Below are 13,726 nucleotides of genomic sequence, written 5' to 3'. Positions count from 1 at the left end.
GCTGCTCAGGGGCGCCAGCCCTCCTCGGTGGGCCAGGGCTCGCCGAGCTGGCGGTAGGTGCCGAGGTAGTCGGGCCAGTCGCGGTGGTCGCGGATCTTTCCGTCGACGATCCGGATGAGGTGGATCTGTTCGCCGGAGAACTTGCGCCCGGTGGCGGGCATTCCCACGAGTTCGCCCACCTGACGTCCGTACAGGGCGAGTTTCGCCCGCACCCAGCTGCCCTTCTCCTCGTAGCCGATCTCCTCCAGATGCGCGTCCTCGGAGAAAGTGAGCTTCAGCCACTTCACCGCGAGTGCGAACGCCTCGGGACCGCGCAGTTCCGGCATGTGTTCCAGGGCGCCGGGATTGAGGTACTCCTCGTGGATGAACTCGGCGACGTCATCCGTTTTTCCGGTGTTGTAGCTGTTCACCATGCGGCGAACAATGTCGATGCGATCGCTCACGGTCGGCACTCCTTGTCGGTCGTCGATGAGTTCATCCTGACTTCCGCATCTCTCCGCAACAATCCTTTTCCGCACCGGCTCGACCCGTTGACAAGCCGGTTTCGAGCGGCCACCGAGCGCCTTCCGACTCACATTTCAGAGGGACGGGTCAGGGTGGTCGGGTCGGCTTTCGTCACCCGGAGGACCCATGGACAAGACGAAGTACAAATCGACGGTCACCGAGGCGTTCAACAATGCCGCGGCGACTTATGACCAGTTGGGCGTCGAGTTCTTCACACCGATGGGCCGGCGACTGGTGGAAAGGGCCGATCCGCGGCCCGGGCAGCGCGTTCTCGATGTGGGATGCGGCCGGGGCGCGTCTCTTTTCGTGGCGGCGGAGAGGGTGGGTTCGTCCGGCCATGTGCTCGGCATCGACATCGCTCCGGCCATGGTCGAGGAGGCCCGTCGGCAGGCCGCCGCGCTCGGCGCCCGGCAGGTGGAGGTCCGGGTCATGGACGGCGAGCACCCGGACTTCCCGCCCGCCTCCTTCGACGTGGTGACCGGAAGCTACAGCCTGATCTTCCTGCCCGACGCGCCGGCCGCCCTCCCCCGGTACGCGGCCCTGCTGCGGCCGGGTGGCCGGATCGCATTCACCAGTCCGGTCTTCACGGAGGACACGTTTCCCTTCCTGCCGCCGGTGTTCACGGAACTGATCCCCGAGCGTCTGCTGCGCAACCTGCCGGCCGACTGGCGGCCGGACGCGCTGAAGCGGCGGTTCAACAGCTGGCTTCAGGACACCGGCGACCTGACCCGGACGATGACCGACGCCGGATTCGAGGACGTGGAGATCGCCGACGAGCACATCGATCTGCGCGCACCGGACGGCGAAACGTGGGTCGACTGGTCCCACACCCAGGGAATGCGCTTGCTCTGGCAGCACCTCCCGGAGTACGAGAACCGGCAGTTGCGCCACCGTCTGACCACCGAGCTGGACCGGCTGCGCGGCGAGGGCCCGCTCCATCTGCCCACCCCGGTCCGGTTCGTCAGCGCGTCGGTCCCGGACTGAGGCGACCGAGGCGGCCGCCGCGGAGCACGTGGAGCCCGGTCCACCCCTCGGACCGGGCTCCACGTGGTGTCAGTAGACGCGCACCGCGCCGGAGGACGACATGCGCACGATGTCCCCGGTGGGCCTGCGGAGGTTGCCCTGCGCGTCGATCGACTCCGCGTTGAGGATGGAACGGTGCAGCTCCTGGGCCATCGGACCGGGTTCGAGACCGAGATGGTTCACCAGGTTGACCCGCAGGCGCTGGAAGAGCTCCAGGGCCTGCGCCCGCCGGCCGTTGAGGTAGAGGGCCCGCATGTACTGGGCGTGCAGGCCCTCGTGGTACGGGTTGTCGGCCGTCAGGGCGGCGAGCTCGGTGAGCACCTCGCGGTACATGCCGAGCCGCAGCTGGGTGTCGACGAGATACTCCAGGACGACCAGCCGGGACTCCTCGAACTGCTGGCGCCGCCCTTCGAGGATCCGGCCGGCGACGACGTCCACGAGGGCGGGTCCGCGCCACAGCTGCAGCGCGCTGGAGAGGGTGGACAGTGCGGTGCTGTCGTCCCCCGACGACAGCGCCCGGCGTCCGTCCGAGACGAGCTGATGGAACCGGTGGACGTCCAGATCCCCCTGGGTGGTCCGGAAGAGGTAGCCGCCGGACCGGGTCACGAGGATCTCGGAGGCGACCTGACGGGCGGTCATTCCCGTCGCGGACGCCAGCAACTTGCGCAGGTTGAGGATGTAGGTCTGCAGCGTGGTCAGGCAGCTGACCGGAGGCTCCTCGTCCCAGAGTTCGCGTATCAGTGACGACACGGGTACCACCTGGTCGGCGTGCACCAGCAATGTGGCCAGAACGCTTCTCATCTTTGGTGCGCTCGGAGTGTGCAGATCACCTTCGACCTGCACGGAAAGTGGGCCTAAAACACCCAGCTTCACGACGTTCCCCCATAGATCGCAGAAAGCTACTGGTCTACCGAGCATCAACGCCTCGGGCCGTTCACAAGTTCCCCACAGGGAGAACATAGTGACGCCAGAAAGGAAAGCGCTGTCAGCGCCGGGAATTTCGTTGCGCGAGCAACAAACCGGTTGCGCAATCAACAAGACGACCCGGGTGCGACGGGTGCCGCCGTAGGAATCAAGCCACCTTCAGCAGCGTATTCACGACGGCCAGAAACCCGGCGGGGGTCGTCACCTCGGAAAGATCCTCTTCGGGGATCTCCACGTCGTACTCGCGCGAGACCCGGGCCGCGGTCTCCAGAAGGGCCAGCGAATCATACCCGAGGTCTGTGAATTCCATGTCAACTGCGTTTTCCGCGCTGGTTACGGACTCCTCTTCCCCCGCGCACTCACGCAGGATGGCAAAGAGTTTCTCGCTCGTCAGTGCCGCCACGACAGTTCTTCCTCCCCTTGCGGTCGATACCTCGCGCTCCTTGGGTGCCGGCCGTCAGGATCAACAACGGCCATGAAGTGCACCCTATGCAAGTTTGGAAGGAACAGACTCGAGAACCGATCGAGCGGACTTGAACAGAAGGTGACCATGGAGGCGTCACCTCGTATCGCGGTCGATATCGGCGGGGCGATTGTTGTCTGTCGGGAGACTTCCGGCCTACTGTCGCTGAGAATGCCCAGACTAAGGAGGAGCCAGTGAAAGGAATTGTGCTGGCAGGCGGCTATGGCAGCCGTTTACACCCGATCACCCTGGCTGTTTCGAAGCAGTTGCTTCCCGTCAACGACAAGCCGTTGATCTACTACCCTCTCTCGGCGCTGATGCTGGCCGACGTCCGGGACATCCTCATCATCGCCCTGCCCGGCGACATCCCTCAGCTGCGTCAACTGCTGGGTGACGGCAGCCACCTGGGGATCTCCCTGACCTACGCCGAACAGCCCGTACCCAACGGACTGGCGCAGGCGTTCCGCACCGGGGCCGACCACATCGGCGACGACTCGGTCGCCCTCGTCCTGGGCGACAACATCTTCCACGGAAACGGTTTCTACGATCTCCTGGACGTGCACTCCCGGGACATCGACGGCTGTGTCCTCTTCGGATATCCGGTCACCGATCCCGAGCGCTACGGCGTGGGCGAGGTCGACGAATCAGGCCGGCTCGTCTCCCTGGAGGAGAAGCCCGAAAAACCCCGCTCGAATCTCGCCATCACCGGGCTCTATCTCTACGACAACGACGTCGTGGAGATCGCCCACCGAATACGCCCCTCGGCCCGCGGCGAACTGGAAATCACCGACGTCAACCGGATCTATCTCGAACAGGACCGAGCCAAACTCGTCACCTTCGGCCGCGGATTCGCCTGGCTCGACGCCGGCACCCCGCAGTCCCTCCTCCAAGCCGGCCAGTACGTCCAGACCCTGGAGGACCGCCAAGGCGTCCGCATCGCCTGCCTCGAAGAAGTCGCCCTCCGCATGGGCTTCATCGACGCCGACGCCTGCCACCGCCTCGGCGCGAAGCTGTCCCGCTCGGGATACGGCGAGTACGTCATGGCAGTGGCAAGCGAACTGAACGTGTGACCGAGCCGGGCCGACACCCCCGAGGACACAAGCCGAGCCGGGCCGGGCCACCCCCGCCCGGCTCGACCCCCGCCCGGCACTCGACCCCCGACGGCCGTTTCTCCGACCCGCCCGCTGCCCGGCCAACTCGCCGCCCGAACCGCTCGATACGCGGCCAGCTCGCTTTCCGATCCCCCCCCGGCGGCCCATTCCCCAGCCCGGCGATTCCCCGACTCCTCACCCCCCCGGCCTCTCACTCCCCGTCAAGCAGGGTCATCTGCTCACCATCAAGGCCGATCTCCCCCGCCGCCATATTGGCCCGCAGATGAGACAAAGAAGCCGTGCCCGGGATGGGGAGCATGACCGGGGAGCGGTGGAGCAGCCAGGCGAGGGCCACCTGGGTCGTTGTCGCGCCCGTCTGTGTGGCCACCCGGGCGAGGGCGCTGTCCGGGGACGGGCGGGTCGTGCCGGCGAGGGGTTTCCAGGCGATGAAGGTGATGCCCTCGCGCTCGCAGTGGTCCAGTTCCTTCTCGTAGCGGCGGTCGTAGAGGTTGTACTTGTTCTGGACGCTCACGATGCGGGCGACGGCGCGGGCCTGCTCGATCTGTTCCACCGTCACCTCGGAGAGGCCGATGTGGCGGATCTTTCCCTCGTCCTGGAGCTGCTTCAGGGCCCCGACCTGGTCTTCCAGCGGCACCTGGGGATCGACCCGGTGGAGCTGGAAGAGCTCGATGCGCTCCAGGCGTAGGCGGCGCAGGCTCAACTCCGCTTGCTGGCGGAGGTAGTCGGGGCGGCCCAGTACCCGCCACTGGTGGGGACTGGGCCGGACCTCACCGGCCTTGGTGGAGACCACCAGGCCCGGCGCGTAGGGGTGGAGCGCCGACGCGAGCAACTCCTCGTTGGCGCCCAGTCCGTAGACGTCGGCGGTGTCGATGAACGTCGCGCCGAGTTCCACCGCGCACCGTGCCACCTCGGCGGCCTTGTCCGGCCGGACGGGCGGGCCCCAGTGGTGGGGGCCCGTCAGCCGGAGCGCCCCGAAGCCGAGCCGGCCCACGGTGAGGTCGCCTCCCAGGGTGATGTGTGTACCGACGGCTCGGCCGGGTCGCACGGTGACGGTTTCCTTTCAGCCGGGGATCAGGGAAGCCGGACGGAGAGCGGGTGCTGGAAGACGCCGCGGGGGTCGTACTTCGCCTTGACCTTCTGCAGGCGGCGGTATCCGTCCTTGTAGTAGAGGGTGTGCCAGGGCACGTCGGAGGTGTTCCAACGCGGATCGGCCAGGTCGGTGTCGGGATAGTTGATGTAGCAGCCGTCGTGGTCGTCGTTCGGCACGGGAACGCCGCCGGTGTCGCGGAACACGTCCCGGTACAGCTCGCGGATCCAGTTCAGGTGCACGTCGTCGAGGCCCGGATCCATCCAGGTCGCGGAGAACCACGCCTTGAGGATCGAGTCCCGCTGCGGCACGGCGGTGGCCCCGGGCGCCACGGTGTTGACCTTCCCCCCGTACGAGTAGAGGTCGACGGCGCCCCACCCCTCGAACGCGGGGTCGGTCAGGTGCTTGTGGACGGTCTTGATGCGCTCGGGCGTCCAGGCCCGCCGGAGATAGGCGCTCTTCGACTTGTGCCGGTCGTACCCGCCGGTGTCGAAGCGCGCCCCGAGGGTCGCCTGGAGCCAGAGGTCGTCCGTGTGCTCGACGGTCGGCTCCAGCCCGGTCCCCGCGTTGACGGCGGTGACGTACCGCTCGATCAGTTCGGCGGCGTCGGCGCGGCCGCCGTCGAAGCGGATGTCCAGCGAGATGGAGCCGATCGCGTGCGTGTTGAGATGCAGGGTGCTGTAGAGGCTGCCGTACCGGGCGTCGGCGTGGTTCTGCTCGTACCACTTGCTGAAGTTGGTGACGAGCCGGGTGAACTTGGCCAGGTCGAGATCGGCCCACGACCAGGTCACATAGGTGGAGCGGAGCCGCGTGGGCGGCTTGGGCAGCAGGCCCGAGGGGTCGTCGCCCGAGGCCCCGGGCGTACGGAACAGATAGCGGGTGACGATGCCGAAGTTGCCGCCGCCGCCCCCGGTGTGCGCCCACCACAGGTCGTGGTGGGGATCGTCCCGCTCGCGGGTGGCGGTGAGGGTGCGGGCCTTGCCGTTGGCGTCCACCACCACGACCTCGACGCCGTACAGATGGTCGACGACGGTGCCGTCACGACGGGTCAGCGGCCCGTATCCGCCGCCGGCGACATGCCCGCCGGCCCCGACCTGCGGGCAGACCCCGGCGGGCAGGGTCACGCCGTAGTCGTAGAACAGCGTGCGGTAGACCTCGCCCAGGGTCGCCGCGGGCTGCACGGCGAACGCCCGGTGCTCCTTGTCGAAGTAGACCGCGCGCATGGGCGAGGTGTCGATGAGCACGCGCACGTCGCGGTGGTCGGCGAAGTTCTCGAAGCAGTGCCCGCCGCTGCGGACCGCGATCCGCTTCCCGGCCGCCACGGCGTCCGTGACGACCTGGTCGATCTGCTTCGGCGTGTGGACCACGTGCACCAGGTCCGGCGCCCCGACGAAGCGGGCGTTGAATCCCCTGCTGACCAGTTCGCCGTACCGCGGGTCGGCGGCGGCGACCGTCGTGACCGGCGACTCCGGCACGCACACGTTGGCCCTGGCCCTGGCCCGCGCGGCCTCGGCCGGTGCCGCGGCGGCCCCCGTGGTGGCGACCGCCGCGGCACCGGCCCCGGTCGTTCTCAGAAATCCGCGGCGACTGAATCCGCCCATGGCACAACACCCAACCCTTCGATGAGAAACGAGTGGGTGGAACGGCACGATGACGCGTCCCCCCTCACGGCACGGCCCCCTGCCGTCCGCGCGCGGGACCCGGGTCGAACCGGGTCCTCGACCGACGCGCACTCCCCCGAGCATCGCCGTAGCCGCCTCCTCACCGGAGGCGTCGGACACCCCTCAGTCCTGTGCGGGCTCCTGTGGCTCCAGCACGACGACGGGGATCTTCCGGTCGGTCTTCTTCCGGTAGCTCTTGTACTGCGGAAAAATCACGGTCATCGCCTCCCACAGGCGATCCCGTTCCCCCTCTTCCGCCTCCCTGGCGACCGCCTCGAACGTGTCCGCGGCCACCTGCACTCGCACCCGCGGCTCCGCCAGCAGGTTGAGATACCAGTGAGGATGATGGTCGGATCCGCCGTTGGACCCGACGACGACGTAGTTGCCCTGATCCTCCCCGTAGATCAGTCCGGTCCGCCGCAGCGCCCCCGAGCTGCGTCCCCGCGTGGTCAGCAGCAACGTGGGCTTGCCGTACCAGATGTGCCCCTTCGAACCCTCGCTGGCCACGTAGCGACGCACATGCGTAGCGACCCAGCCGGTCGGGCTGTCGAGCACCTCGTCCTGTTCGTGCATGCACTCACTCCGTCCGTCGGTGCGCACAACGTACCACCGGATACTCCAATTTGAGTATCACCCAGCACTCCCCCTCAAATCACGTGATTCAAGAGGGAGTTGACCTGAATGACTGCTTCCGGCTGCCCTGACGGACGCGGTATGAGCATGCTGCGCCGGACCGGCCCCACGCAACGAGTTCCGGACAGCGGCCAGGCGCTCTCGACCGCTTCTCGAGTCAGCCTCGACCGCCCGTACCGGCCTGACAGAGCCGTTCTAGAAGGGGAACCCGCTGCGCCCGTGCTGCACCGAGATCCACTTGGTCGTGGTGAACGAGTCGAGCATCGTCTCGCCGTTGAGCCGGCCGATGCCCGAGTGCTTCTCGCCACCGAAGGGGACGATGGGCTCGTCGTGGACGGTGCCGTCGTTCACGTGGAACATGCCCGTGTCGATCTGCTGGGCGAACGCCACGCCCCGCTCGATGTTCCCGGTGTGGACGGCGCCGCTCAGGCCGTACGGCGTGTCGTTGACGAGGCGTACGGCCTCCTCCTCGCCGTCGAACGGGACGAGGAACGCGACCGGGCCGAAGACCTCCTGCCTCAGCAGCGCCGAGTCGGCGGGGACGTCGGTCAGGACGGACGGCTCGACGAGATTGTCGGTCCGCCCGCCGCGCACCAGGGCCGTGGCGCCCTCGGCGAGGGCCTGCTCGACCACGCCGGAGACGGCGTCCGCCTGCGAGGAGTTGATGACCGGGCCGATGACGGTTGCCGGGTCGCGCGGGTCGCCCGCCTTGAGGGTCTTCACCTTGGCGACGAACTTCTCGGTGAACTCGTCCGCGACCGACCGGTCGACCAGGACGCGGTTGGCGGCCATGCAGACCTGGCCCTGATGGACGTACCGGCTGAAGACGGCCGCGTCCACCGCGTAGTCGATGTCGGCGTCGTCGAGGACCACCAGCGCGCTGTTGCCGCCCAGTTCGAGGACCGAGCGCTTGAACAGCCGGGCACAGACGGTCGCCACGTGCCGGCCGACCGTGTCGGAGCCGGTGAAGGAGATGACCTTGGGGACCGGGTGCTCGATGAAGGCGTCGCCGATCTCCGCGATGTCGGTGATGACGACGTTCAGCAGACCGCCGGGCAGCCCCGCGTCCTCGAAGATCTTCGCGACCAGGGAACCGCCGACGATCGGCGTGTTCTGGTGCGGCTTCAGCACCACGGCGTTGCCGAGCGCGAGCGCCGGGGCGACGGACTTCAGCGACAGCAGGAACGGGAAGTTGAAGGGGCTGATCACACCCACGACGCCGACCGGCACGCGGTAGACGCGGTTCTCCTTGCCGTCCACCGGCGAGGGGATGATCCGGCCCTCGGGGCGCAGCGCCAGATGGACCGCCTCGCGCAGGAACTCCTTGGCGAGGTGCAGCTCGAAGGCGGCCTTCAGCCGGGTGCCGCCGAGCTCGGCGATGATGGCCTCGGAGATCTCCGCCTCGCGCTCCTCGATCAGGCGCAGGGCCTTCTCGAAGACGGCACGGCGGGCGTACGGATTGGTCGCCGCCCACTGCTTCTGGGCACGGGCCGCGGCCTGGTACGCCTGGTCGACCTCGTCGGCCGTGGCTATGGTGATCGACGCGAGCTTCTCGTCGTCGTACGGGTTGAAGTCGATGATGTCCCAGGAGCCGGTACCCGGGCGCCACTCACCGTCGATGTACTGCTGTGCAAGGTCGGTGAAGTAGGACGACGACATGTGATCCCTCGATCCCTAAGCAGACCTCTGATCGCTTCTTCACGATCTGATCACACGTCATCGTACTTGCGTTTGAGGTGAGTTGGAGGAGAGCTTCAGGAGAGTTGAGGACCCTTCAGGAAAGCTGCCCCTTCAGGAAAGCTGGAGGAGCCCCCGGAGAAGATCCCGGCTCTCGGAGGGGCCCGGGCTGTCGCTCTGCAGCTCCTTGAGCGCCTTCTCGTACTGGGCGACGTCCTCGGCCTTGTCGAGATACAGCGCGCTGGTGAGCTGCTCCAGATAGACGACGTCCGAGAGGTCGGACTCCGGGAAGCTGAGGATCGTGAACGCGCCACTTTCGCCGGAGTGGCCGCCGAGGCTGAACGGCATGACCTGGAGCCGCACATTGGGCCGCTCGGAGATGTCGATGAGGTGCTGGAGCTGGCCGCGCATCACCTCGCGGTCGCCGTACGGACGGCGCAGGGCGGCCTCGTCCAGGATGATGTGGAAGTCGGGAGCCCGCTCGTCGACGAGGTACTTCTGCCGCTCGAGCCGCAGCGCCACCCGCCGTTCGACATCGGCCTCGCTCGCGCCCTGCATGCCCCGCCGGACCACCGCGTGGGCGTACGCCTCGGTCTGCAGCAGGCCGTGCACGAACTGCACCTCGTACGCCCGGATCAGCGAGGCGGCGCCCTCCAGGCCGACGTAGGTCGGGAACCAGCTGGGCAGCACGTCGGAGTAACTGTGCCACCAGCCGGCGACGTTGGCTTCCTTCGCCAGGGACAGCAGGGAGGCGCGCTCCTGCTCGTCCGTGATGCCGTACAGCGTGAGCAGGTCCTCGACGTCCCTCGTCTTGAAGCTCACCCGGCCCAGCTCCATCCGGCTGATCTTCGACTCGGAGGCGCGGATCGAGTAGCCCGCCGCCTCGCGCGTGATGCCCCGCGCCTCACGCAGACGCCTGAGTTGTGATCCGAGCAGCATGCGCCGCACCACCGATCCCGGCTCTCCCGCGCTCACGTTCGCCAGCCTCCCCAACGTCTTCAGGGGCCGAAGTCTGCCACTAAAACACTCCGAGCAGTACTCGTCCGGTTACGGAAACGGAATCGCATCGGAGAACGCACGCGCGCGAATGCAAGAAGGAGGCATGCGAACGGCTTGAGAGAGACGCGAAGATGACGGAAAAATTGACCAACAAGCGGTACGGGACGGCTCATTCCGGTCACGTGCACGTGCATCTGCCCTTGCATCTGCTGAACGCATCCGAAACCATGGTGCCGCACCACCGCCGCATCGCACCGACCGCGAATTCCCGGGAGTGCCTCGCATGGGGACGAATGGATCAACCATGCTCGAGCCGTTACGGCAGGGCCTTCCGCCGCTTGATCCAGCGGCCGTGTCCGACGCAGCCTCCTGCGCTCTGCCCGCCCGCTACGAAGCGGTGCGCGACGCACGGCGGTTCACCCGCTCCACCCTCGACCAATGGGACATGGGCGACCGCTTCGACGACGTCTGTCTGGTGGTCTCGGAGCTTGTCACCAACGCCCTGCGGCACGGCCTGCCGGCCAACACCGCGTGCGCCGCGGGCCGGGAGCCTCCGGTGCGGCTGCACCTGATGCGCTGGACCGAGCGCCTGGTGTGCGCGGTACGCGACCCCAGTCACGACAGTCCCGTCGCACGGGAGACCGACGACTTCTCGGCCGAGTCGGGCCGCGGGCTGTTCCTCGTCGACTCCTTCAGCGACAGCTGGGGCTGGCACCCGCTCGCCGGCGCACTCAGCGGCAAGGTGGTCTGGGCGCTGTTCCGGCTGCCTCGACCCGGCAGCGAATAAGAAACCGCGGCGCTTCCTGGCGTCGCGGTTCTACGCGCGTTACAGCGCGTATATTTCCGATTACCCCCGGTTTATAGGGGGTCTGCCGCACGCGTCAGCCACCCACCAGGTGGTCGAACTCGCCGTCCTTCACACCCAGCAGCATCGCCTCGATCTCCGCACGGGTGTAGACCAGCGCGGGCCCGTCGGGGAAGCGCGAGTTGCGTACGGCGACCTCCCCGCCCGGGAGTCGGGCGAACTCCACGCACGAGCCCTGTGAGTTGCTGTGCCGGCTCTTCTGCCAGGCCACACCGTTCAGCCCGGCGGCCGCCATCCCGTTGTACACGTCGTGGTCCACAGGTCGCTCCCCGGTGGTGCACTGGCTTATGTGGCCATTGATGCAGTGGTCAACTGACCCGGATCATAGCCCTGTTCATGTGCGGATGCATGAGCAGATGCACGTGCACGCGGGGTGGTCCTGCGGTTACAGCTTCGGCGACCGCTTGACCCGAGCCCTTGCATGTTTGACGGCCCTGCCCTGTCGCGCGTTCCCGGAGGCCGACGGGGAAGTCGGCGGGTTCGGCGGAGGTCCGGTGGAGGCGGAGCATCCGCTCGGCGGCGGGGGCGAGGGGCCCGGCGGGGGCCGCGACGGAGAAGGGGGAGCTGGCGGCGCGCGGGCCGGGGACGGGCGGCAGCGGGCCGGGCTCGATGCGGAAGACGACCGTGACCTGCGGGATCAGGAAGAAATGGGCCGCTCGCAGGAGCGAGGCGTCATGCTCCGGGCCGGTGTCCGGGTCGCATCATCGGCGGACATCCGGTGGGCCAACCGGCCCGGCCGGGCCGCCCGGCGTGCACCTGATGAAGGCCCCGGAGGCAGGCATGAGGTCCCCCACGCGTCAAGCGTGGGGAACCTCACCCGGGCCGATCCCCTCAGCGGGAGGCGTACGGTCAGCGGGAGGCGTACGGCAGCAGCGCCATCTCGCGCGCGTTCTTGATCGCCTTGGCCAGCTGCCGCTGCTGCTGCGACGACACCCGGGTGACCCGGCGGCTGCGGATCTTGCCGCGGTCGGAGATGAACTTCCGCAGCAGGTCGGTGTCCTTGTAGTCGATGTACGTGATCCCGGCCTGGTCCAGCGGATTGGGACGGTTCTTGGCGGGGAGCCTGCGGTCGGACTTGCGGGGCATCGGGGATCAGACCTCCAGGAGGGTGTCGAAGGCATGCGGCAGCCGCTGCCAGGCCTCGTGCCCGGCGGCGTACTCGGCATCGGTCAGCAGGCAGGACTCCAGCAGCCGTTCCAGACCGTCCCGGTCGAGGCCGGGCGAGGTGAAGACGAGGTGCTGGCCGCGGTCGCCGTGCTCGGGGTGCCAGTCCAGCGCGGCGGCGGCGCGGCGCACCGGCGGGACCATCTCCCAGGCCGCGTCCGGCAGGGAGGCGAGCCAGGGGCCTGCGCTCTCCACGCACAGGGCCCCGCCCGCCGCGTCCCAGTGGAACAGCGTGTCGGGCTTGTCGGCGAGCCAGAACCGGCCCCGGCTGCGGGCCGCCGCGCAGGTCAGGTCCTCCAGGGCGGCGTAGAGGCGCTCGGGGTGGAAGGGGCGGCGCCGGTGCCAGACCAGGGTGGAGACGCCGTGCGCGTCGGCCTCGGCGGGCAGCAGGGCGCAGGCCGGGTGCTGGGCGGCGGCCGCGGCCTCCACGTCGAAGCCGGCCAGGGCCGCCTCGGCCAGCGGGGTCAGCGGGCGGCGGCGCGGGGCGGGCACGGTGAGCCCGTCGGCGGCCGTGTCCGCCGGGACGCCCTCACCGATCCAGACCTGGCGGGCCGTCGGGTGCAGCTGGGCGAGCAGCTCGCGGTCCTCGTCGTCGGCCTCCGGGGAGTCGGCGACCGCGAGGACGGGGGCGTACTCCAGCTGACGCGCGAAGGTGTCGGCGACCGTGCGCTGGTCGGTCGCGGCGGCGGCGAGACCGCCGTCGGCCAGGTCGTCGCCGTTGCCAAGGTACGGCAGGACCAGGGCCGGGTCGACGGCGGTGAGCACACCGGTGACGGTGAGCCCGCCGGCCGTGACGACCTCGGCCATCGCCTTGGGCTCGACGGAGTCCCACAGCTCGACGACGGCCAGCGGCGTCCGCCCGGCGTCGGCGAGCCGCCCCAGCTCCGGGACCAGGTCCTCGCGCAGGGCGCAGCAGGCACAGTCGTTGACGAGCGGCGCCTCCCCCGCGTCGAGGAGGCCGGTGGCGTCCCGGACGGTCCGTACGACCGTGCCGGCCGCGGCCGTGGCGAGGTCGTGGTGGAGGGCGACACTGCCGGGCACGTCGGCGAGCAGCCGTGCGACGGCGGCCCTGCGGGCGTCGGCGTGCAGCCCGCCGACGATGACGACGGAGAGGCCGGAGGGGTTGGAGGGACCGGAAGGGTCAGTCACCGGTCAGCCCTTCTTTCCGTACCGGCGCTCGAAGCGCTCCACGCGTCCCGCCGTGTCCAGGACGCGGGCGGTGCCGGTGTAGAAGGGGTGGCTGACGTCGGAGATCTCGACGTCGACGACCGGGTAGGTGTGGCCGTCCTCCCACTCGATCGTCTTCTCGCTCGTCGTGGCCGAGAGCGTCGAGCGGGTGAGGAAGGCGTAGTTCGCGGCACGGTCGCGGAACACGACGGGGCCGTACTCCGGGTGGAGTCCCTCGCGCATGGTCAGCGCTCCTCTCGGAAGTCGACGTGGCGGCCGGCGACCGGATCGAACTTGCGCAGGGTCATGCGGTCCGGGTCGTTGCGGCGGTTCTTGCGGGTCACGTAGGTGTAGCCGGTTCCGGCGGTGGACCGGAGCTTGATGACCGGCCGGAGTTCGTTGCGTGCCATGCCGCTACACTACTGAAAATGAATTCCATTTACATCT

The 13,726-nt window shown here is 68.6% G+C and carries 16 protein-coding genes; 3 read left to right on the top strand and 13 right to left on the bottom strand.

Translation table 11 applies throughout. The annotated features are described in order from the left end of the window. Positions 1-5: 5 nt before the first annotated feature. Entirely contained in the window at positions 6-443 is a 438-nt protein-coding gene (locus ACFT4A_RS18630; protein ID WP_193483074.1) for an ester cyclase, read from the bottom strand. Positions 444-630: 187 nt separating this feature from the next. Between ACFT4A_RS18630 and ACFT4A_RS18625 the strand changes: the two genes are divergently transcribed. Further along, positions 631-1,488, top strand: coding sequence for a class I SAM-dependent methyltransferase (locus tag ACFT4A_RS18625; protein ID WP_382831393.1), 858 nt, complete (start codon positions 631-633; stop codon positions 1,486-1,488). A 69-nt stretch (positions 1,489-1,557) separates the two neighbouring features. Here the strand turns inward: ACFT4A_RS18625 and ACFT4A_RS18620 are convergent, their stop codons facing one another. After that, positions 1,558-2,328 (bottom strand): AfsR/SARP family transcriptional regulator, encoded by a 771-nt coding sequence (locus tag ACFT4A_RS18620; protein WP_184594679.1) that lies wholly within the window; start codon positions 2,326-2,328, stop codon positions 1,558-1,560. 271 nt (positions 2,329-2,599) lie between these two features. Further along, positions 2,600-2,854, bottom strand: a complete 255-nt coding sequence (locus tag ACFT4A_RS18615) for an acyl carrier protein (RefSeq protein ID WP_031103832.1) — start codon at positions 2,852-2,854, stop codon at positions 2,600-2,602. 254 nt (positions 2,855-3,108) lie between these two features. On the opposite strand from ACFT4A_RS18615, the gene rfbA reads away from it, so the two are divergent. Then, positions 3,109-3,984: a glucose-1-phosphate thymidylyltransferase RfbA gene (gene rfbA / locus ACFT4A_RS18610; protein WP_382831389.1), complete on the top strand. Its 876-nt coding sequence runs from the start codon at positions 3,109-3,111 to the stop codon at positions 3,982-3,984. A gap of 232 nt (positions 3,985-4,216) precedes the next feature. Here the strand turns inward: rfbA and ACFT4A_RS18605 are convergent, their stop codons facing one another. The 5 genes from ACFT4A_RS18605 to ACFT4A_RS18585 form a co-directional block, all read right to left on the bottom strand. After that, positions 4,217-5,071, bottom strand: coding sequence for an aldo/keto reductase (locus ACFT4A_RS18605; RefSeq protein WP_382831386.1), 855 nt, complete (start codon positions 5,069-5,071; stop codon positions 4,217-4,219). A 26-nt stretch (positions 5,072-5,097) separates the two neighbouring features. Continuing rightward, the gene (locus tag ACFT4A_RS18600) at positions 5,098-6,714 is read right to left on the bottom strand and encodes an FAD-binding oxidoreductase (RefSeq protein ID WP_382831385.1); all 1,617 of its coding nucleotides are present in this window, start codon (positions 6,712-6,714) and stop codon (positions 5,098-5,100) included. Between the two features lie 183 nt (positions 6,715-6,897). Further along, positions 6,898-7,347, bottom strand: a complete 450-nt coding sequence (locus ACFT4A_RS18595; RefSeq protein WP_382831383.1) for a nitroreductase family deazaflavin-dependent oxidoreductase — start codon at positions 7,345-7,347, stop codon at positions 6,898-6,900. 255 nt (positions 7,348-7,602) lie between these two features. Continuing rightward, positions 7,603-9,066 (bottom strand): aldehyde dehydrogenase family protein, encoded by a 1,464-nt coding sequence (locus ACFT4A_RS18590; RefSeq protein ID WP_382831380.1) that lies wholly within the window; start codon positions 9,064-9,066, stop codon positions 7,603-7,605. A 132-nt stretch (positions 9,067-9,198) separates the two neighbouring features. After that, the gene (locus tag ACFT4A_RS18585) at positions 9,199-10,023 is read right to left on the bottom strand and encodes a helix-turn-helix transcriptional regulator (RefSeq protein ID WP_215124307.1); all 825 of its coding nucleotides are present in this window, start codon (positions 10,021-10,023) and stop codon (positions 9,199-9,201) included. Positions 10,024-10,366: 343 nt separating this feature from the next. On the opposite strand from ACFT4A_RS18585, the gene ACFT4A_RS18580 reads away from it, so the two are divergent. Continuing rightward, positions 10,367-10,870, top strand: a complete 504-nt coding sequence (locus tag ACFT4A_RS18580) for an ATP-binding protein (protein ID WP_382831378.1) — start codon at positions 10,367-10,369, stop codon at positions 10,868-10,870. A 94-nt stretch (positions 10,871-10,964) separates the two neighbouring features. On the opposite strand, the gene ACFT4A_RS18575 is transcribed toward ACFT4A_RS18580, so the two are convergent. The 5 genes from ACFT4A_RS18575 to rpmG form a co-directional block, all read right to left on the bottom strand. Next, positions 10,965-11,183, bottom strand: a complete 219-nt coding sequence (locus ACFT4A_RS18575) for a DUF397 domain-containing protein (RefSeq protein WP_221299255.1) — start codon at positions 11,181-11,183, stop codon at positions 10,965-10,967. Between the two features lie 614 nt (positions 11,184-11,797). Continuing rightward, positions 11,798-12,034 carry a 30S ribosomal protein S18 gene (gene rpsR, locus ACFT4A_RS18570; RefSeq protein ID WP_382831375.1) on the bottom strand — a complete coding sequence of 79 codons (237 nt, stop codon included), beginning with the start codon at positions 12,032-12,034 and terminating at the stop codon, positions 11,798-11,800. Positions 12,035-12,040: 6 nt separating this feature from the next. Next, positions 12,041-13,261: a CobW family GTP-binding protein gene (locus ACFT4A_RS18565; RefSeq protein WP_382831373.1), complete on the bottom strand. Its 1,221-nt coding sequence runs from the start codon at positions 13,259-13,261 to the stop codon at positions 12,041-12,043. A 3-nt stretch (positions 13,262-13,264) separates the two neighbouring features. Then, entirely contained in the window at positions 13,265-13,522 is a 258-nt protein-coding gene (locus tag ACFT4A_RS18560; RefSeq protein WP_382831370.1) for a type B 50S ribosomal protein L31, read from the bottom strand. Between the two features lie 2 nt (positions 13,523-13,524). After that, entirely contained in the window at positions 13,525-13,689 is a 165-nt protein-coding gene (gene rpmG / locus ACFT4A_RS18555) for a 50S ribosomal protein L33 (protein WP_184594658.1), read from the bottom strand. Between the last annotated feature and the right edge of the window lie 37 nt (positions 13,690-13,726).

Source organism: Streptomyces sp. NPDC057099 (assembly GCF_042671245.1).
Classification (GTDB): Bacteria; Actinomycetota; Actinomycetes; order Streptomycetales; family Streptomycetaceae; genus Streptomyces; species Streptomyces purpurascens.
This window is presented reverse-complemented; position numbering and strand designations above follow the sequence as displayed.

What these genes read in the sequence shown, in the direction of transcription:
- ACFT4A_RS18620 (WP_184594679.1), bottom strand. Translation starts at nt 2,328, where the DNA reads ATGAGAAGCGTTCTGGCCACATTGCTGGTGCACGCCGACCAGGTGGTA.
- ACFT4A_RS18585 (WP_215124307.1), bottom strand. Translation starts at nt 10,023, where the DNA reads ATGCTGCTCGGATCACAACTCAGGCGTCTGCGTGAGGCGCGGGGCATC.
- ACFT4A_RS18625 (WP_382831393.1), top strand. Translation starts at nt 631, where the DNA reads ATGGACAAGACGAAGTACAAATCGACGGTCACCGAGGCGTTCAACAAT.
- rpsR (WP_382831375.1), bottom strand. Translation starts at nt 12,034, where the DNA reads ATGCCCCGCAAGTCCGACCGCAGGCTCCCCGCCAAGAACCGTCCCAAT.
- ACFT4A_RS18560 (WP_382831370.1), bottom strand. Translation starts at nt 13,522, where the DNA reads ATGCGCGAGGGACTCCACCCGGAGTACGGCCCCGTCGTGTTCCGCGAC.
- ACFT4A_RS18600 (WP_382831385.1), bottom strand. Translation starts at nt 6,714, where the DNA reads ATGGGCGGATTCAGTCGCCGCGGATTTCTGAGAACGACCGGGGCCGGT.
- ACFT4A_RS18595 (WP_382831383.1), bottom strand. Translation starts at nt 7,347, where the DNA reads ATGCACGAACAGGACGAGGTGCTCGACAGCCCGACCGGCTGGGTCGCT.
- ACFT4A_RS18575 (WP_221299255.1), bottom strand. Translation starts at nt 11,183, where the DNA reads ATGGCGGCCGCCGGGCTGAACGGTGTGGCCTGGCAGAAGAGCCGGCAC.
- rpmG (WP_184594658.1), bottom strand. Translation starts at nt 13,689, where the DNA reads ATGGCACGCAACGAACTCCGGCCGGTCATCAAGCTCCGGTCCACCGCC.
- ACFT4A_RS18580 (WP_382831378.1), top strand. Translation starts at nt 10,367, where the DNA reads ATGGGGACGAATGGATCAACCATGCTCGAGCCGTTACGGCAGGGCCTT.
- ACFT4A_RS18590 (WP_382831380.1), bottom strand. Translation starts at nt 9,066, where the DNA reads ATGTCGTCGTCCTACTTCACCGACCTTGCACAGCAGTACATCGACGGT.